Raw genomic sequence first — 20,106 nt, forward strand, 5'->3', positions numbered from 1 at the left:
ATAGAGGTGAATAATACAATTAGCCTATTATGAGAGCAAGAAAGCCATATAAAAAAGGAGGGCATAAGCCCTCCTTCTCAAGAAACTGAAGTGTTAAAAGTTCAGTCTTATAGTACGTGTACAGAAGCTGTGTTCGTAGTACCTGAAGCAACTAGAGCGCCAGAAACCATAACAACGATATCGCCTTTGTTACCTAGACCTGATTCTAGAGCAAGTTCTTTACCCGCTACGTAGAATGCGTCAGTGCTTTCGATTGAATCAACAACTACAGGAGTAACACCTTTAGTTAGAACTAGCTGTGCAGCAGTTTTCTTGTTAGTTGTTAGCGCTAGGATGTTTGCAGTTGGGAAGTACTTACGTACTGAACGTGCAGACTTACCGCCTTCAGTTGCAACAACGATAAGTGGAGCTGCTAGTTTCTCAGCTGTGTCTACAGCGCCTTTACATACTGCTTCAGTGATGCGAAGACGTGGGCTGTCTAGACGAGAACCTAGTTCAGCTTTTAGCGCTGAGTCAGTACGGTTCGCGATTTGAGCCATGATAGTTACCGCTTCAACAGGGTATTTACCTTTCGCCGTTTCACCAGAAAGCATTACTGCGTCAGTACCGTCCATTACTGCGTTAGCAACGTCGCCTGCTTCCGCACGAGTAGGACGTGGGTTGTTGATCATAGAATCAAGCATTTGAGTTGCAGTGATAACCATCTTACGTGCACGGTTACACTTCTCGATCATCATTTTCTGAGCGAAGATTACTTCTTCAGCTGGGATTTCAACACCTAGGTCACCACGAGCAACCATGATGCCGTCAGAAAGCTCTAGGATCTCGTCGAAGTTATCAACACCTTCTTGGTTTTCGATCTTAGAGATGATGTGGATGTTCTCGCCGCCGTTTGCAGCAAGTACTTCACGGATTTCTTGAACGTCAGACGCTTTACGGATGAAAGAAGCTGCTACGAAGTCAACGCCTTGCTCACAACCAAATTTTAGGTCGTTCTTATCTTTTTCAGATAGTGCAGGTAGGTTTACAGAAACGCCAGGAAGGTTAACACCTTTGTTTTCGCCTAGTGCACCGTTGTTAAGAACTTTACATTTAACTTCAGTTTCAGTCTTAGAGATAACTTCCATCTCGATTAGACCGTCGTCTACTAGGATAGTGTTACCTACGTTTAGGTCTGCTGCGAAACCAGCGTAAGTTACTGCAACTTTATCTTTGTTACCTACAACTGAAGTGTCAGTTGTGAAAGTGAATTCTTGACCTGCTACTAGATCAACATCGTTACCGCCTTCTAGCTTGATAGTGCGGATTTCTGGACCTTTAGTATCTAGAAGAATTGCTAGTGGTTTGCCAGTAGCTTCCATTACTTTACGGAAGTTCGCGATACGAGTGCCGTGTTCTTCGTAGTCACCGTGAGAGAAGTTAAGGCGCATTACGTTCATGCCTGCGTTAACTAGTTCAGTTAGCTTCTCTACAGATTCTGTTTTAGGGCCAATCGTACATACGATTTTGGTCTTTTTCATGGAAGATACTCTCCGGTAAGTATAGTTACAATTTGAAAGTCGGTTATTTACTCTGAAGTCAGGACGTTTTTGATGACATTTAGTACCTGTCACCCACCGATTTTTCGTCTCATTATTAGAACTTCAGATTCTGAAAGTCTTTCACCAAGTTTAGTCATTTTATGACTAAAAGATCGGCGATTTTGGTTACCTTTTTGTGACTAATCCCACTTTATATGCAGAAAGTTGCAAAAAAATAGCCTTCAATTCTGTAATTTTTTTTCTTTTCGGTGGCGAATTCTACCACTGAATGAATCCAATATCACTGTTTAAGAATTGTCTTAGGACAAGGTTTTATCGAGAAATATTAATTTTTTGGATCGAAATAAATGGACTTGAAAGTTTCGGTTTGACTATAATAAGTTTCACATCGAAACTTAAAATAAAAACTTAAATGTCGAAACGAAACACTCAATTAAGAAGACACGCCATTTCTAACTTGGTTTCTGAACTAGGAGAAGTCAGCGTTGATGAACTTGCTCAGAAATTCGAAACCTCAGAGGTCACGATTAGAAAGGATTTAGCTTCTTTAGAGAAAAACGGCCAACTTCTACGCCGCTATGGCGGTGCGATTGCTATCCCAAAGGAAGTCATTCACGAAGAATTGGGCGCTAATGTTTCGACTCGAAAGTTAAGCTTAGCAAAAGCAGCAGCATCATTGATTCGCGATCATAATCGCATCGTGATCGACAGTGGCAGCACGACTGCCGCGCTGATTCAACAGTTGAATGACAAACGTGGCTTAGTGGTCATGACCAACTCGTTGCATGTTGCTAACGCCCTAAATGAATTAGAGAGCGAACCGACACTGCTGATGACTGGTGGTACTTGGGATACGCACTCAGAGTCCTTTCAAGGCAAAGTGGCCGAATCTGTATTACGAGCTTACGACTTTGACCAACTATTCATCGGTGCGGATGGCATCGATCTCGAGCGTGGAACCACGACATTTAATGAGTTGGTTGGCTTAAGTAAGGTAATGGCAGAAGCGTCACGTGAAGTGATCGTAATGATCGAGTCCGAAAAAATCGGCCGTAAGATCCCAAACTTAGAGCTCGCTTGGCATCAAGTTGATGTGTTGGTGACCGATGCAGATATCCAAGCAGAGCATAAAGTACAGATAGAACAACATGGCGTGAAAGTCATTTGCGCCTAATAATGTAATCAGTTTCATATTTTACTTCCCTCTGGATAAAGGCCTTTGCTTGCTGCCTCTATTTGAAATCATGGCTAGGGAAGAACAAAACTACAAACGGAGATAAACACATGTGTGGAATCGTAGGTGCAGTAGCACAACGAGATGTTGCAGAAATTTTGGTTGAAGGTCTACGCCGCTTAGAGTACCGCGGTTACGACTCTGCTGGCGTTGCGGTTGTTGATGGCGAATCAAACCTAACGCGCGTTCGTCGCTTGGGTAAAGTACAAGAATTGGCTGATGCAGTAGAAGAAGCAAAAGTGATCGGCGGAACTGGTATTGCGCACACTCGTTGGGCGACGCACGGTGAACCTTCTGAAATCAACGCTCACCCACACATGTCTGGTGATATCGCAGTGGTCCATAACGGCATCATCGAAAACCATGAAGAGCTGCGTGAGCTGCTTCAATCTCGTGGCTACGTGTTTGAATCGCAAACGGATACAGAAGTTATCGCACACATGGTTGAGTGGGAACTTCGTACTTCAGAAACGCTATTAGAAGCGGTACAAAAAACAGCAAAACAACTTGAAGGCGCATACGGCACCGTAGCGTTGGATCGCAAAGATCCTTCACGCATCGTAGTAGCGCGTTCAGGCAGCCCGATCGTGATCGGTTTTGGTGTAGGTGAAAACTTCCTAGCGTCTGACCAACTTGCATTACTTAACGTTACGCGCCGTTTCATGTACCTAGAAGAAGGGGACGTAGCAGAAATTACTCGCCGTGAAGTCACTGTGTTTGATGCAACGGGTGAGCCAGTTGAGCGTGAAATTGTTGAATCTAACGCAGAGCATGATGCAGGTGATAAAGGCCAATACCGTCACTTCATGCAAAAAGAAATCTATGAGCAACCTAAAGCGTTGATCAACACAATGGAAGGTCGTATCACGGCAGACTCTGTTGTGACAGACGCGATCGGTGTGCACGCGGCAGACATTCTAAGCAAAGTAGAACACGTACAAATCGTCGCGTGTGGTACGTCTTACAACGCAGGTATGACGGCACGTTACTGGTTTGAAGACATTGCTGGCGTTAGCTGTGATGTAGAAATCGCGTCTGAGTTCCGTTACCGCAAGTTTGTGACTCGTCCAAACAGCCTATTGATCACGTTGTCTCAGTCTGGTGAAACCGCTGATACCCTAGCAGCACTTCGCCTAGCAAAAGAGAAAGGTTACATGGCGGCGATGACCATTTGTAACGTAGCAGGCTCTTCTCTGGTTCGTGAATCAGATTTTGCGTTCATGACTCGCGCTGGTGTTGAAATCGGTGTGGCTTCAACCAAAGCGTTCACGACTCAACTTTCTGCACTACTTATGTTGGTAACGGCACTAGGTAAAGAGCAAGGCCGCATCAGCAAAGAGAAAGAAAAAGAGATCGTTGAAGCGCTGCATGCACTTCCTAAGCAAATCAACGCGGCACTTTCTTTCGAGAAAGAAATTGAAGCACTAGCAACGGATTTTGCAGACAAGCACCACACATTGTTCCTAGGCCGTGGCGAGTTCTACCCAATCGCGATGGAAGCGTCTCTAAAACTGAAAGAGATCTCGTACATCCACGCAGAAGCGTACGCGGCGGGTGAACTGAAACACGGTCCTCTTGCGCTGATTGATGCTGACATGCCTGTTGTTGTAGTTGCACCAAGCAACGACCTACTTGAAAAGCTAAAATCAAACGTTGAAGAAGTGCGTGCGCGTGGCGGCCTTCTATACGTATTCGCAGATGCAGACGCAGGCTTCGAAGGCGATGAGACAATGAAGATCATCACTATGCCTCACGTTAGTGAAATCACGGCGGCGATCTACTACACCATCCCAATGCAGTTGCTGTCTTACTACGTAGCACTGATCAAAGGTACGGACGTAGACCAACCACGTAACCTAGCGAAAGCGGTAACGGTTGAGTAATTACGCTTAACAGCAAAAATCCTGAGCGGCACATGCGAGAGTATGTGCCGCTTTTTTATTTAAGCCCACTTTAAGGGGGGGGGAGTTATTGACCCAACTGGTGAGCGGTTAGAATTGCAGAGTAGACATTTTCTGCCGTCACTGGGAATGGCATATTGTGGATGGTTTCTCCCTCGGCCGTTGAGGCTTCGGCGACCTCGCGCAACTTAGCGTGGTTAAGCTCTTTAACGCCCATATCAAATAAGTTGGTTGGTAGACCTACAGAGCGGCAGAATGCAAGAACCGTATTAATCTCTTCCATCGCTGCGTTTTCTAGTACCAGCTGAACAAGTGTGCCGAACGCGACTTTCTCACCATGATAGAGATGATGACACTCTTCAAGCTTAGTTAGGCCGTTATGAATAGCGTGAGCACCCGCTAGACCACTGCTTTCAAAACCGATACCGCTTAGGTATGTATTGGCTTCAATAATGTTTTCTACCGCTTTGGTGCTCACACCATTTTCTACCGCAGCTTTTGCTTTTACACCATCTTCAAGCAAGGTTTCATAGCAAAGTTTCGCAAGCGCTTGTGCTGAACGCGTCGCTAACCCACCAGCCATTGTTGCCTTACCAGAAGTCATGTTGGCACGAGCTTCAAAGTAGGTGGAAAGCGCGTCGCCCATCCCCGATACAAGTAAGCGAACAGGGGCTTTGGCGATGACTGACGTATCCATGATGACCATGTCTGGGTTTTTAGGGATCATCAAATATTCTGCAAATTCACCTTCAGGTGTGTATATCACCGCAAGCGCTGAGGTTGGCGCATCAGTCGAGGCAATCGTAGGAACCACCACGACAGGAATTTTTGTGTAAAACGCAACAGCCTTTGCTGTATCTAACGTTTTACCACCACCAATACCGACAATGACATCGTGTTTCTGAGTGGCACAAATGTCCGTGATGCGTTCAATCTCAACGCGCGAACATTCGCCACCAAAAATGTTCATAGTGAGTGGAAGCTTTTCGTCAGCAAAACTTTGCTTGACGTCATCACCAACCAGGTTAGTCACGAACTCATCGGCAATTACTAACGGACGTTCACCCAATGTTTTCACATAGTGAGCGATAGATGTAAGTACTTGTTCACCTTGGACGTATTTGCTTGGGCTGATAATAATTTTGTCCATAATTCAAACCTTTAACCTTTTTTATGTGTGTTTTGGACTGCAATGAATATCCATTGTAGGGATAAGGTTTATATTAGGTTTGGTGTGGTAGGTGGTGAAGGATATCTCTGGTTTTGTTCCATGCTTTTATGACCTCTGTGTCAAACCGACTGTCAGAAGTAATAAGCATCAGCATGCTTTATGGCGCCGATCACTATTCAGGAAAATTTGTCGTTTTACGTTTCATATTGAAACAAAAATGCCGAAGATTTCGTTTCAATATGAAACGAATTGATTTTTGTTGAGCACGCTTTTTCTCTGTTTAAGATGAATTCATACCCTACATAAAAATATAAATGGAATGAGATAGAACGATGAAAAAATTAATTAACCAAATTGATGATGTTGTATTCCAGCAAATGGAAGGTCTGGCTTTATCTCGCCCAGAGCTAAAAGCGAACTACGAACCTCGTTACATGTGGCACGAGGAAACACCGGGGCAAGTGGCACTGGTTTCTGGTGGTGGCTGTGGTCATGAACCTTTGCACGCTGGTTTTATTGGTAAAGGCATGCTGACAGGCGCCTGCCCTGGAGAGGTATTTACTTCACCAACGCCAGATCAAATGTACGAATGTGGCAACCAAGTGAATACTGGTGAAGGCGTGCTATTTATCATTAAAAACTACACCGGAGACGTGTTGAACTTTGAAACGGCTGTGGAGCTGCTTCATACCGATGGCATCAAAGTTGGGTCGGTGTTGGTGGATGACGATGTTGCAGTCAAAGACAGCCTGTATACCGCTGGTCGCCGTGGCGTAGCTGGAACGGTATTGGTTGAAAAGTTAGTTGGGGCTGCCGCGAGCAAAGGTTATTCGTTGGAGCAATGTGAAGCACTGGCTCGTCGCGTTAATAATCACTGTCGTTCATTTGGCGTGGCGCTTAATGCTTGTGTTGTACCCGCAGCAGGTAAACCATCTTTTGTTCTGGAAGATGATGAAGTTGAGTTTGGTGTTGGTATCCATGGTGAACCAGGTATCAAGCGAGTGAAATACACCGATGTCGATACGTTAGTGGATGAAATGTTTGCTGAAGTTGCTGAAAACACACCTTATCAGCGCACATTGCGTATTTGGAATCGTGACGAAGGTGAATGGGATGAAGTGGAATCCAGCATTGAGCCTTTCGCCGCTGAACACGACTACATCGTGATGGTGAATGGTATGGGTGGTACGCCAACTTCAGAGCTTTACGGAGTGTACCGTCGTCTGGCTCATAACTGCGAGCAAGCAGGGTTCCGTATCGTGCGTAATATGGTTGGTAACTTCTGTACGTCACTTGATATGGAAGGCGTTTCGATTACGTTGCTAAAGGCAGACAAAGAGATGTTGGAGCTGTTTGATGCTCCTGTCGATACGGCCGCGATCAAGTGGTAACAGGGGAGAGCAAACATGCAAATTGAAAAACAACATATCGTTCACTGGCTAGAGTTATGTGCAAAAACGTATCAAGAGAATCAAGATTTTCTGACCGACCTTGATCGTGATATTGGTGACGCCGACCACGGTCTCAATATGAACCGTGGCTTTAAAAAAGTTGCTGAAAAACTGCCGCAATTTGCGGACCAAAATATCGGCAGCATTCTCAAGAATACGGGTATGACCTTGCTTTCTAGTGTCGGTGGGGCAAGTGGCCCGCTGTATGGCACGCTGTTTATTCGTACGGCTGCCGCTGTCGGAACTCGAGAGCAATTAACGTTTGAAGAGTTAGTGGATGCACTAAAAAGCGGTGTGGATGGCGTGGTGTCTCGTGGTAAAGCAGAGCTGGGTGATAAAACCATGTGTGATGTTTGGTTACCCGTTTTAGTTAGCGTGAAGGCGTCGTTAGAAAATGGCATGAGCGCCGATCACTTACTTAATGAAATGGTTGAGCTAGCAGAAACGAACGCGGTTGCCACGATTGAAATGTTGGCGAAAAAAGGGCGAGCAAGCTATTTAGGTGAACGCAGTATTGGTCACCAAGATCCCGGTGCAACCTCTTCTTTGTTAATGATTAAAGCACTACAGCAGGCAATAGCAGGTAATTAAGATGGTGGGAATTGTAGTTGTATCTCATAGTCGTCGACTTGCCGAAGGGGTGGCAGAACTTGCCACCCAAATGACGCAAGGCAAAGCCAAGCTTGCGATTGCTGCTGGGATTGATGATCCAGAGAACCCGATCGGAACCGATGCCATTGCCGTGATGGAAGCGATTGAGCAGGTACAAGATCAACAAGGGGTTGTTGTGTTGATGGATCTTGGCAGCGCGTTGCTTAGCACGGAAATGGCTCTGGATCTGATTGATGATCATGTGAGGGAAAATGTCACCCTTATCTCGGCACCTATTGTTGAAGGAACCATGGCGGCGTCGGTGGCTGCCGCCGCCGGACTGCCTTTATCGACGGTAGTCGAAGAGGCACAGAATGCGTTAAGCGTAAAACAAGAGCACCTTGGTGATCAGCCACTAACATCCGCTGAGATAGCGCCAGTATCAGAGAACTTTGAGCAAGAATGGACATTTGATTGGGTAGTGCAAAATCCGCATGGATTACATGCTCGTCCCGCTGCGGCCATTGTTGGTGCACTCGCGCCTTTTGACTGCCAATTATGGTTGAAAAAAGGCGAGCGCCGTGTGAACGCGAAAAGCTTAAACAGCATTGCGAAACTTGGCGTTCGTAGCCAAGAGACGATCACGCTGTGCGCACTCGGCTCTCAATCCAGTGAAGCAATCAAGGCATTTGAAGCCTTAGCTTATGAGCACTTCGGAGAAAAAGAGGCGGTTGAGCAAGGCATTATCGAACCTGAAGAAAGTTCAGATACTCTGCTCGATGGCATGGCCTCAAATCAGATTGAAGGTGCTGTTGTTGGTATTCGAGTCAATGACGGTATCGCTACTGCTCCTGCTGTCCTTTTTACTCATGAAATGCCAGCAGTGCCTGAACGTGATTTCCAAAGTGAACAAGATGAAATTGAACGGGTTAAGCGTGCGATAGGCGTGGTTGTTCAACATTTGCAGGAGCAAGCGAAGCAGCCGAAAGGGGAAATATTTGCTGCTCATAGCATGATGCTCAGTGACCCAGAATTATGGGCATCGGTCGAGTCGCGAATTCAAACGGGCATGATAGCCGAGCAAGCTTGGGTAGAATCACTGCAAACGTTGGCCGAAGAGTTTCGCCAGGCAGAAAGTCAGTACATGCGGGAACGCGAAGCAGATGTACATGATATAGCACGCCAAGTTATGGTCGAAATGACAGGCGTAACGCCTAATGCCATCGACATTCAGGAACCGAGTATTTTGTTGGCCCGCGACCTGATGCCTTCTGATGTGGCCGGGCTTGATAAATCGAAAGTGCTTGGTATCTGTTTGAGTGAGGGAGGGAAAACCTCTCACAGTGCGATTCTTGCTCGTGCGATGGGGATTCCTGCCATCGTTAAAGCTCAGGGTTGCCTTGATGCTGTGCGTGCTGGGCAAGTGGTGACTATTGATGGCTTTCGAGGGCATTTATGGTTTTCTCCTTCAGATGCAATACAACAGGAATTAGAAGCGCAACAAATTGAGTGGCAAAGCACCCGACAAAGTGCACTAGCGAGTGCTCAGCAAGCCGCAGTCACCTGTGATGGTGTCCATATTCCAGTATTCGCCAATATTGGTGGACCGAAAGATATTGATGATGCACTAACATCAGGAGCTGAGGGCGTTGGTCTATTCCGGACTGAGTTTCTATTTCAAAACAGTGATGAGTTGCCGACTGAGGAAGTGCAATACCAAGTGTATCGTGATATTGCTGCCGCACTTGGTGATAAGCCACTTACGATTCGTAGTCTAGATGTTGGCGGTGACAAGCCTTTAGCCGCTTATCCTATGCCAGCAGAAGATAATCCATTTTTAGGTTTGAGAGGGGTGCGGTTGTGCCTTCAACATGAGTCATTGTTTACCGCTCAACTTCGAGCCATTCTGAGAGCCTTTCACGAGCAACCGAATATTCAATTGATGATACCGATGGTGGCTCAGGTTGAAGAAGTGAGAAAAGTAAAAGCGCTGTTGGCGCATCAAGCAAACCAACTCGGCTTGGATGCGACTCATTTGCCCGTTGGTATTATGATTGAGGTGCCAGCCGCGGTATTAAATGCTGATGCGTTAGCCCAAGAAGTCGACTTTTTCTCTATCGGCACCAATGATTTGACTCAATATGTTATGGCCGCCGATCGAGGTAACGCCGCCGTTGCTGAATTGGTGAACTACTTTGAACCATCGGTACTAAAAGCCATTGAGCTCACGTGTGCAGCAGGCGATCGCGCGGGCATACCGGTTAGTATGTGTGGTGAGATGGCTGGCGATCCAAATGCCACAGAAACATTGCTTCGCGTGGGGTTGCGAAAATTCAGCGCCAGTTCAAGTATGCTCCCGGGACTAAAAGCGCAGATTCGTCAGTTGTCTGTCGATGTTTAATCGATACCTTATCGTTAGTACATCTGTACCGGCGTGCTTACGCCGGTTTTACTTTTGTTATAGGAACGCCAATTCACGGCTTAATACAGCTTCATTTGCTCCTGCAGCCCAAACTTATTAATTTTTCTCCATAAGGTCGTGCGGCCAATTTGCAATGCTTTCGCCATATCATGCATTTTGCCATCACACTGATTCCAAGCTTGAACGATAGCTCTTCTCTCGGCTTCTTCTAACGTGATTACTGGCGTATTTTCTGCGGTATGGCGAGAATTCAGTTTAATGTCTTCAGGAATATCGTTCAGCTTGATTAAGTTGGAACTGCGGTTAAGCAAAATTCGCTCAGTTCGATTTCTTAATTCAGAGTTGTTGCCTGACCAACGAAAATTCATCAACGCTTCCAGTGCGACTGGCTCTATCGAGATCGTCACATTGTGGCGGCGTTCATAATGGCTGATAAGCTGCTGGACGAGAAATTCAATGTCTTCTTTACGCTTTCGTAGTGGCGGAATATGCAGCTCGTTCGAGGAGATTTCATAATAAAGTTGCCGACCAAATGAGCGTTGAGTGACATACTCGCTGATCTCTGAAGCGGTGCTCGTGATAAGTTGAAAGTCTACGGGGATCAATCGCAAACTGTCGCTGCGGCTGACGAGCCCAGTTTTTAACAACTTAAGTAGCACGGCTTGTAAATCGGGCGACAGATATTCCACCTTTTCTAAAAAGAGCGTACCGCCATGGGCGAGCTCAAACTTTGAAGGCATGCCTTGCCCTTCGTCATACCCCAGGGTTTCTTTGACCAGTTGCTCTGTATTGATGGAGCGGCAGTTGAGCGTAATGAACGGCCCTTCTTTGTAGGTGCTTTCGTTATGAATCGCCATGGCGAGAGTGGCTTTTCCTACACCTTCTTCACCCGTAATTAGAATCGGTGATTTGGACTTTATGGCCCGTTTTGCCACGGTAATGACATGCTTCATTTTTCGTGAAATGACAGGCAAAGTGCTGAACGTATAGCGCGCACTGCCACCTATTTGTTGTTGAGCAAGTTCGCGAATTTTATCGATAGGGTGCAAGAACAATAAGTGTGTGCCGTCGTTGAGTGGACGCAAGGTGATGATCGCCTCAACAAACTCGCCACGAACCTCTACCGTTGTGAGTTTACGGTTTATGCTCGCACCTGACTCAATACTAGTAAGGACATTCGGTGGGAAGCGCAAAACAGAAAAGACTTCTTTATCCAAGACCTGACTGGCTTCAATGTTTAACAAACGCTCGGACTGGTGATTTACCATGGTGATGCGATTTTCTTCATCCCAGGCCAGAAGGCCATCATCGATGCACTCTAACGTTGCGTTATGCGCACAAGTGAGGCGGTTCATGTTCTCTTGTTCCGACTGAATGTGGATTTGCAAGCTGACTTCTTTCGCGCTCGACGCGATGATGACTAAGTCTTCTTTCTTATAGCTTTCCGCTTTTCTGAAAAGGCATGTTGTACCGCGTAATTTGCCAAATTGGTCGAAAACAGGCGCCGCTACAGAGGCATAAGAGTGCAAGTGGCGATTGAAATGTTCGGCGGCAAAAACTTCACACGGGATATGAGTGTTGATACAGAGATTGACTGCATTTGTGCCTATCTTTCCTTCGGAGAGAAAACAGCCTTGTTTTATGCCGAGCGTTTGCATCTCTTGTCGCATAGAGTCGTGCCCGACGGTGGAGAGAATACAGCCGTTGCCATCGGTTACCATCAATACCAGGTCTTCGTCACCTAGCATGTCGTAAGTGTCTTCAAGTACGGTCGTGGCGCATTCGATGAGATGTTCGTTGCGCTTCATTAGAGATGAGAAGGTAAATCCAGAGGCAATATGTGGTTTTGACCAGGTGTAAGGGCTGCATTGCTTTATGCAACGCTCCCACGACTCGAGGACGGGAGTGCGGGAAAATTCTGGAGATACCCAGTGGTGTTTCTGGAAAAACTCCCACTTAGTTTTAGTGTCTTCGATTGAAAGCATGCGATCCCGTTTCAATACTAGCGATAGATTGGTCTGATGTTACAGAGACATCGGAATATGGACTGTGATGGCTTTCACGCACGTTGTATAGAAGAATGTGCAAAAAGAGGGGCGAGTTGAGGAGGCTTCCGTGCCAGTTTTTCGATTAAAAAGGGCTGTCTTTGCCGAGCTCATTGCAAATCTCGACAATGGCAAGTGAGAGCCCTGACTTAATGATTTGTTGTTGACGTTGCAGTTGTAGCTGATAAAACTCAAGGTCGATGTCGTCATCTGGTTCGCTGACTTCCAGTTGTACCATGCCCATTTTCTTCACCAAGTGCAGTTTCTTAATTGGTTCTAGAATATTCGGGTCAGTGAATTCGTAATCTGAAGCGTCACTATTGAGTTGGTTTTTGAGTTTGATGATGTCTTCGATGTCGTGGTAAATATCATCGGGGAGCACTCCCAAGCCAAACAATAACTTCAAACGAACAGACAGATCGCCCAGCGGTCCAGAGTCTTGTAGCAGCGGACCGACAACCGATTGAACAGCGAAGTTATCTTTACGAAAGATTCTTTGCACTAACCCGTCGATCGAATCGTTAAAAACGTCGACTGCTGCAATGAAAAAGCCTCGTACCGATGGTGCGCTGTTTAATCGCTCAATGATCTCGGTTTCGTTGATGTTATCTGCCATATACTGAATACATTTCTAATTATTAGCTATCCCAACTCTTCAAGCAGAGAAGGACATAGAAGGGGAGCCGAGCTCCCCTAGGTAAATCAAAGTTGGTTGTAAAGTGTCTCGATTTGAGCCACTTCATCGCTGTCTTCTGCAAGACCTGTGTATGTCGCTAGCGTCTTCTTCACTCCCACTTCTTTTAATGAGTTTTGTAGCTCTACGGCTTGTGGGTCAGTGTCGTTAGTGTACTTCAACGCAGCGGCAATGCCTTTCAAAAGTGTTTGATTTTCAGTGCCATACTCAATTGTACCGAGTAAAGGCTTCACTAATCTATCGTTTGCACCCAATTTTCGAATTGGTTGACGACCTACGCGATCCACCTCATCCACTAAGTATGGGTTGGCAAAGCGTCCTAAAATCTTCTCGATGTAGGCGTTGTGCATGTCACGGTCGAAGCCGTAACGTTTGATCAGCACTTCACCACTCTCTTGCATCGCCTGTTTTACTTCAGCGTGAATGCTTGGGTCTTCAATTGCTTCACGAATGGTGCGATGGCCTTTCAAGCAACCTAGGTAAGCGGTAATGCAGTGGCCTGTATTGAGAGTGAATAGCTTGCGTTCTACGAATGCCATTAGGTTGTTGGTTCTTTCCATGCCAGCTATGTCAGGGATTTCGCCCTTGAATTGCTGCTCATCCACAATCCATTCGCTAAAACTCTCTACAGTGACTTCTAGTGGGTCATCGTTCGCCGCTTCTGCTGGTGGTACGATGCGGTCCACTGCGGAGTCGACGAAGCCAACTAGCTCGTCTGCTTTCGCGTGTAATGATTCATCCAAATGTTTGTACACTTCACCTTTTAGGTGAGTCGTGCCACGAACCATGTTTTCGCACGCGATGATGTTCAATGGTTTATCGTTACCTGCTGCAAAGCGTTTAGCAATGCCGGTAGCGATGGTTTTTGCAATGATGTCCAGTACGTTAGGGCCAACCGCTGTTGTTACCAAGTCGGTTTTTACAATGCGGTCGATGACATCTTCACTGGCTGAGTTTACCGCGGTGACGTGAGTTACTGTGTCGATTTGGCACTCAGTACCGACCACTTTTACTTTGTATTCTTGCTTGTGACTCAGTTGGTCGACGAGTGGAGCGTCAACGTCTGCAAATGTGACCTCGACTTCTGCATCTGCTAAGAGTTTTCCGATGAAGCCACGACCAATGTTACCTGCGCCAAAATGAACTGCGTTTTTCATAATTCTTACCTACCAATGTCTAAAATGTTGACTTACGAAACTAGGGGGAGGCCAACCGCATAGGGGGTGACAGCTGACCTCATTTGCCTCAGGAGCAAATTAAAGGGGTAATTAAGCCGCTTGTTGACCGCCAAGGATGTTCAGAATCTCTTCCACATCGTTGGTGCTGGTTAGCTTCTCAATTGCCTCCGGCTCATCGAGCGCGTTCGTAATGGTGGTAATCACCTGGATGTGCTCATCGTTCTTAGCGGCAATGCCGATAACCAGTTTCGCTACATCATCGTCGTCTTCAGTAAATTGGATACCCGATGGGTATTGGCAGATTACAATGCCGGTTTTCTTCACGCGGTCTTTCGCTTCTACCGTGCCGTGAGGCACTGCGATAGATTCGCCTAGGTAAGTTGGAACCAATGCTTCACGCTCAAACATCGCGTCTACGTATTCTGGTTCTGCGTAGCCAAGTTCGACCAACTTGTTGCCCGCGAAGCGAATCGCTTCTTCTTTGTTGGCAGCTTTCAAACCTAGGTGAATGTTCTCACGCTGGATTTGGAACACCGACGTTTGCTGTGGCTCGAAGTTGTCGTCGTTTGCCGCCATGACTGACACTTTTACCATCTGGTCGTCATTGGCTGCGGATTGGTTTTGTGCTGCTAGTAGTTTGGTGACTAGCTGGTTGTACATTTCGCTATCTAGGAAGTTAGTCAATGAAATGTGGTGTGCGTTTGGAGCATGCTTACGTGCACGATCCGTTAAGTCTTTATGAGTAATCACGATATCTGCACTCTCTGGTAAGCTGTTAATGGCAAGGTTGGTTACGTGGATGTTCAGACCTGCGTCTTGAACCTTTTTGCGTAGCATGCTCGCGCCCATTGCACTCGAGCCCATGCCCGCATCACAAGCGACAATGATGCTTTGTACTGTCGCTAGGTCTACGTCACCTTTGCTTTGGCTGTTTACCACCGCATCGTTTTTAGATGCAGATTTCATGTCTTTCATTTGTGATGTTGCTTTTTCTAGTGCTGCTTCATCACCGTCTTCTTCTGTTGACGTTTGAGTCTTCATTAGCAGTGCTGCTACCGCGAATGACACGCCTGTTGCTGCTGCGATAGACGCTAGTACACCAACGATTGAGCCTTTCTGAGTCATCAACAAGATTGCAAAGATTGAACCCGGTGATGCTGGAGAAACGATACCTGCGTTAAAGATAGTTAGAACGAATACGCCAGTCATACCGCCTGCGATAGCCGCAAGGATTAGGCGAGGGTTCATTAGGATGTATGGGAAGTAAATCTCGTGGATACCGCCGAAGAAGTGGATGACTGATGCACCACCTGCCGTTTGACGAGCCGTACCTTTACCAAACACCATGTAAGCTAGCAGGATACCTAGACCAGGACCTGGGTTTGCTTCGATTAGGAAGAAGATCGATTGACCTGTCTCAGACGCTTGCTGGATACCCAGTGGAGAGAAAATACCGTGGTTGATCGCATTGTTTAGGAACAGGATCTTCGCAGGTTCAACGAAGATTGAAGTCAGTGGTAGTAGGTGAGCAGAAACTAGGAAGTTAACGCCAGCCGCCAAGCCACCAGAAAGAATTTTTACGAATGGACCGATAAAGATGAAAGCAAGGATCGCACACAGCATGCCGATGATGCCCGCAGAGAAGTTGTTAACCAACATCTCGAAGCCACTTTTTACTTTACCATCGATGTAGTTATCGAATTTCTTGATAGCCCAGCCGCCCATTGGGCCGACCATCATTGCACCCATAAACATTGGGATGTCTGTGCCGACAATCACACCCATTGTTGTGATTGCACCGACTACCGCACCACGATCGCCACCAACTAATTTACCACCGGTGTAACCGATAAGTAGTGGCAGCAAGTAGGTAATCATTGGGCCAACCATAGAGGCTAACGTTTCGTTTGGTAGCCATCCAGTTGGGATAAATAGAGCAGTGATAAAGCCCCACGCGATAAACGCGCCGATGTTTGGCATTACCATGTTTGACAGAAAACGACCAAAATTTTGTATCTTGATCTTGGCATCTGGTGATATCATAACAATTCCCCGTTCGATGTTCTGATGTATCTTGTTGTAGTAAACGGTTCGCCAAAACCGTTTGTTTGATTGCTTAGTACCCAATCAATTTACCACACATTTTCCAATTGGAACTGACAACGGGTTTTTTGTGATCTACGCCCGCATTTCTTAGGCTGAGAAACGGTTTTTAAGTGACCAAGTTCAACTTATTAACTTGTAACTTAATAACAAAAAGCCACTTTCAAATCTGTCAATAAAAATCTTAGTGATCAATTCGATCTTCTGACAAATTTAAAATCAAAATACTTTGTGACTTTGATCACTTTTGATTTCTTTTGAAATTCAAATTAAATACCAGTAACGATCAATGTCACATTCTGTGCTGGTTTGGTCTGGATATAAAATGTGATCTAAGTCGATTTTGGTGTTTTGTGAAAGTTTGTGACGGAATTGGTGAGATAAATGCTATCTAGATCTTTCGATAGATTGTATCTATAAGAGTCTTTTCGGCGCACTTCACGGAGCACGCCTAATTAGTTGATGAAAGGGTAAATAAAGAGAGTCGCCACACGGTTCTTCTTGTGATTCCCAACTCTCTACTTAATCACTGTTCTTAATCATCGTTGCTATTAGTATGATAGACGAGGTAGTCATGAGCTTGCTCGCGTCCCATATACCTTGCCAACGTCTTTTCTTGAACATCGCGCAAATCCACCATAATCAATCCATCTAGAGCGTTATTGAATGCAGGGTCGACGTTGAAGCATACCAGCTTGCCATTGAGGCTTAAGTACTGACGCAGCAAAACGGGCACTCCTTTCCCTTCATCGATTCTGGCAATGACACGTGACAATAGCTGTAAATCACCCAGAGCAGTGAGCATGCTGGTGTTCCAGTCACGGTGGTGCTCAGGAAGTGGGTTAGAAGGTGTGACGTACTCTGCGCAATTGTTGTCGTAGTGGTGCAGTGTCATTGATTGAGCCAGTAATTGACGTGCAGTATCGCTATAATCGTTGCTAATGCTTACCGGACCAAATAGGTGAGTGTAATCTGGGTTTTGATGAACGAACGTTGCGATGCCTTTCCACAGTAGCAGTAGCGCGCTCATGCTCTTTTGATATTGATGTGCAATCACAGAGCGCCCCATCTCAATGGATTTACCCATTTGGTCGATAAAGCGTTGGTCATAGTTAAACAACGTTCGTGAATACAGACCTGCTACGCCGCGCTTTTCAATCAGTTGATCAACCAGACCTAAACGATACGCGCCCACCAAGCATTGGTTCTCTCTGTCCCACACAAACAGATGCAGGTAATCATGATCGAAATGGTCAATGTCTATTGCTAGTCCAGTCCCTTCGCCAACTTGTCGGAAATTGAGCTCACGTAGGCGACCAATTTCATGCAGTAGGGAAGGGATACTCTGCGACTCCGTGCAGTAAACATCGAACTCACCACTTGTTAGCAGCTTGGACTCTTTTGGTAAGTTGTTCAGCTCTTCAAGCAATTCGCCTACGGGTAACCCTGCCGCTATTGGAGAGAGCAGTTCTGATGAAGAAGAAGGCTTAACTGATTGGGTTTCACGATTGAGCAAGTAAGTGTTGAGCCGCAAATAGTTCACCACTTGATCATCGTTAAGTGTGTTGAGCTCTTTGAATTTAATCGCTTGGCCAAAAGACAAGTTGATGGTTTGTGCATGTTTGTTCAGTAGCTCCCGCCCGAGCATTAGGGTACGCAAAAGTGGATGGATTTTCCCTGCCATATAGAAGCGTTTCGAGTTCTGACCACTGATGAATACTGGAACTGTCGTTGCTTTGTTTTTGCGGATCAGGCTACTTACGCTTCGACTCCACGCTTTGTCTTCCAAGCGTTGCTGTTTGGCATCGACTAACTGGGAAACCTCACCGGCAGGAAAGACAAGCAATAAGCCGCCACTTGCGAGGTGTTTATTAGCCGCTCTGAGGGCCTTCATATTTGATTTGACGGCGTCTTTGCCTTCAAACACATCGACACCAATGAAGAGCTGATCTAACTCTGGTACGGTTTTCAGGTATTGATTGGCTAGAATTTGGATATCGTCTCGTACCATCAACAAGAGTTCGGCCAAGATGACGCCTTCCACACAACCAAGCGGGTGGTTCGCCACAATGACGGTAGCACCTTGTTTAGGCACTGAGTCGAGTGAACCATGAGCAATGCGATAATCGATACCTAAGATATCTAGCGTGAAGCGGAGAAAAGTTTTGGTATCGGCATTAACGGGGCGTTGGGCGTAGAACTTATCAAGTTGGTTTAAACCGGTTGCCCATTCAGCAACGTTTTCACCAATGCCAAACGGGGTTTTACGAGGGAGACGAAAAGGGGTTGAACTATCCATATTTACCTCAGCGTACAAGTTGCTGATTGGATAGTAGAAATTACAGATGACAGTTAAGAGGCAAAAGCATGAGCCTTTGGTGACAAACCAATGAAGCTTTATTGACTAAAGAAAACGGTATATCACTGTGCTATGAATCAAAACTCGCGTTATGTCTCCCTCTTAAAACAATAGATAGGCTATCTTATCTAGAACAAAGATTAAGCTAAGTTGATATTTATCAGGGGGAAATAATGGAACGAGTTTCCAATAAAGCAGCACTTTGGATTGGGCTAAGTTTGATACTTGGTCTTGGCATCCTTGGCTATTTTATGCAGCAGACGGCGGTGAAATACCGAGCCTATGAAAGAGTCGTGACAGTAAAAGGTTTGTCGGAGCGTGAGTATCCTGCTGATACGGTGATTTGGCCGATTCAATTTACTCTAGCGAGTAATGATATGGGGGCCATGTTTGATGAAATTGACCAGCAAACCCGTTTGATTTTGGACTTTCTAAGTGCCAAAGGGCTTCCTGAAACCAGCGTTTCCCTTTCTTCCCCAGCGGTCATTGACAGAAAAGCACAGCAATATGGGAGCGAGCAAGACATTGAGTATCGTTATTTGGCCTCGCGAACCGTTACGGTTTATAGCCAGAGTGTTGATGTTGTTCGAGCGGCAATCAATGAAATAGGTGAGCTAGGAAAGCAAGGCGTTTTGCTTAACCAAGATCCTTATGCAAATCGTGTTGAGTACAGCTTTACTAAGCTGAATGATGTGAAGCCAGACATGATCGAAGAAGCGACTAAGAATGCGCGTGAAGTGGCTGAGAAATTTGCGAAAGACTCACAGAGTTCACTGGGTAAGATCAAACGTGCAACTCAAGGGCAGTTCTCGATTTATGACCGAGACAGCAACACGCCTTACATTAAGAAAGTACGAGTGGTATCGACGGTTCAATATTACTTATCTGATTAAAGTTGCGCTCATATAGTCAATAGTTGGTCGTTCCATCACCTTCTATTTGTAGAGGTATCTATGCTCTGTGATAGGGAAATCAGTCTTCGATGACGCTATATACAAGTACTTTTTTATAAAACTAAGTTCTTAACTGTGATGAGGGGAGTTTGATGATAGTCAAGCTGGCTTCTTTCTTATGAGCGTAAGTTAGTATGACTTATTGCTAGAAGGAATTAGTATCATGGCATACAAGCACTTTATTAGAGAACTACTGGGTTTAGCGATTGTTGTCTCTGTCGTCTTTGGCGTATTAGGCGTGATGTTAGAGCTCTTCGCACTGACGGCACTTTGGGAGCATCAGCAAACGATAGCCGATGTTTTCTTCCATGAATCTCTCTACTTCATCGTATTTTTAATCCCACCATACTTCCTCTGGAAGTTGATTAACCGTCCTGAATTGGTTTCTGCTGACCAAGCTTATTTGGCAATGAAGTTAGAGGCTGAAAGTCGACAATGAGTCGATTTAGTGAGTAATGAAAAG

Annotated in this window: 14 protein-coding genes; 7 read left to right on the plus strand and 7 right to left on the minus strand. The window is 45.8% G+C overall.

Translation table 11 applies throughout. The features are described 5' to 3' along the window. Positions 1–107: 107 nt before the first annotated feature. The gene (gene pykF / locus R8O10_RS01800; RefSeq protein WP_005392243.1) at positions 108–1,520 is read right to left on the minus strand and encodes a pyruvate kinase PykF; all 1,413 of its coding nucleotides are present in this window, start codon (positions 1,518–1,520) and stop codon (positions 108–110) included. Between the two features lie 433 nt (positions 1,521–1,953). Here pykF and R8O10_RS01805 point away from each other — a divergent pair, with 433 nt between their 5' ends. Both R8O10_RS01805 and glmS read left to right on the plus strand, forming a co-directional pair. After that, positions 1,954–2,715, plus strand: a complete 762-nt coding sequence (locus R8O10_RS01805; protein ID WP_005379701.1) for a DeoR/GlpR family DNA-binding transcription regulator — start codon at positions 1,954–1,956, stop codon at positions 2,713–2,715. Positions 2,716–2,825: 110 nt separating this feature from the next. Then, positions 2,826–4,658 carry a glutamine--fructose-6-phosphate transaminase (isomerizing) gene (glmS, locus tag R8O10_RS01810; protein ID WP_033906046.1) on the plus strand — a complete coding sequence of 611 codons (1,833 nt, stop codon included), beginning with the start codon at positions 2,826–2,828 and terminating at the stop codon, positions 4,656–4,658. An 85-nt stretch (positions 4,659–4,743) separates the two neighbouring features. Here glmS and R8O10_RS01815 read toward each other — a convergent pair whose 3' ends face one another. Then, positions 4,744–5,826, minus strand: a complete 1,083-nt coding sequence (locus tag R8O10_RS01815; protein WP_005379703.1) for a glycerol dehydrogenase — start codon at positions 5,824–5,826, stop codon at positions 4,744–4,746. A 353-nt stretch (positions 5,827–6,179) separates the two neighbouring features. Here R8O10_RS01815 and dhaK point away from each other — a divergent pair, with 353 nt between their 5' ends. From dhaK to ptsP, 3 genes are read left to right on the plus strand one after another with little or no spacing between them, the layout of a single operon-like run. Continuing rightward, the gene (dhaK, locus tag R8O10_RS01820; protein ID WP_206970480.1) at positions 6,180–7,238 is read left to right on the plus strand and encodes a dihydroxyacetone kinase subunit DhaK; all 1,059 of its coding nucleotides are present in this window, start codon (positions 6,180–6,182) and stop codon (positions 7,236–7,238) included. Positions 7,239–7,253: 15 nt separating this feature from the next. After that, positions 7,254–7,889, plus strand: coding sequence for a dihydroxyacetone kinase subunit DhaL (gene dhaL / locus R8O10_RS01825; protein WP_005379705.1), 636 nt, complete (start codon positions 7,254–7,256; stop codon positions 7,887–7,889). A 1-nt stretch (position 7,890) separates the two neighbouring features. Continuing rightward, complete coding sequence (gene ptsP, locus R8O10_RS01830; protein ID WP_206970479.1) at positions 7,891–10,290, plus strand: phosphoenolpyruvate--protein phosphotransferase; 2,400 nt, start codon at positions 7,891–7,893, stop codon at positions 10,288–10,290. 80 nt (positions 10,291–10,370) lie between these two features. Here the strand turns inward: ptsP and dhaR are convergent, their stop codons facing one another. The 5 genes from dhaR to R8O10_RS01855 all read right to left on the minus strand — a co-directional run bounded on the left by dhaR (position 10,371) and on the right by R8O10_RS01855 (position 18,630). Next, positions 10,371–12,296 carry a dihydroxyacetone kinase operon transcriptional regulator DhaR gene (dhaR, locus tag R8O10_RS01835; protein ID WP_065274141.1) on the minus strand — a complete coding sequence of 642 codons (1,926 nt, stop codon included), beginning with the start codon at positions 12,294–12,296 and terminating at the stop codon, positions 10,371–10,373. A gap of 145 nt (positions 12,297–12,441) precedes the next feature. Then, positions 12,442–12,972 (minus strand): MltR family transcriptional regulator, encoded by a 531-nt coding sequence (locus R8O10_RS01840; protein WP_005379708.1) that lies wholly within the window; start codon positions 12,970–12,972, stop codon positions 12,442–12,444. An 86-nt stretch (positions 12,973–13,058) separates the two neighbouring features. Next, positions 13,059–14,207: a mannitol-1-phosphate 5-dehydrogenase gene (locus R8O10_RS01845; protein ID WP_005379709.1), complete on the minus strand. Its 1,149-nt coding sequence runs from the start codon at positions 14,205–14,207 to the stop codon at positions 13,059–13,061. Between the two features lie 111 nt (positions 14,208–14,318). Next, positions 14,319–16,271 carry a PTS mannitol transporter subunit IICBA gene (locus R8O10_RS01850; RefSeq protein ID WP_065274142.1) on the minus strand — a complete coding sequence of 651 codons (1,953 nt, stop codon included), beginning with the start codon at positions 16,269–16,271 and terminating at the stop codon, positions 14,319–14,321. 595 nt (positions 16,272–16,866) lie between these two features. Continuing rightward, entirely contained in the window at positions 16,867–18,630 is a 1,764-nt protein-coding gene (locus tag R8O10_RS01855) for a lysophospholipid acyltransferase family protein (RefSeq protein WP_065274143.1), read from the minus strand. 233 nt (positions 18,631–18,863) lie between these two features. Between R8O10_RS01855 and R8O10_RS01860 the strand changes: the two genes are divergently transcribed. Both R8O10_RS01860 and R8O10_RS01865 read left to right on the plus strand, forming a co-directional pair. Next, positions 18,864–19,583: an SIMPL domain-containing protein gene (locus R8O10_RS01860; RefSeq protein ID WP_005379714.1), complete on the plus strand. Its 720-nt coding sequence runs from the start codon at positions 18,864–18,866 to the stop codon at positions 19,581–19,583. A 223-nt stretch (positions 19,584–19,806) separates the two neighbouring features. Beyond that, on the plus strand, positions 19,807–20,082 hold the full coding sequence (locus R8O10_RS01865; protein WP_005383040.1) for a hypothetical protein: 276 nt from the start codon (positions 19,807–19,809) through the stop codon (positions 20,080–20,082). Positions 20,083–20,106: the final 24 nt, after the last annotated feature.

The organism is Vibrio sp. 1727 (assembly GCF_033344415.1).
GTDB classification, from domain to species: Bacteria; Pseudomonadota; Gammaproteobacteria; order Enterobacterales; family Vibrionaceae; genus Vibrio; species Vibrio alginolyticus.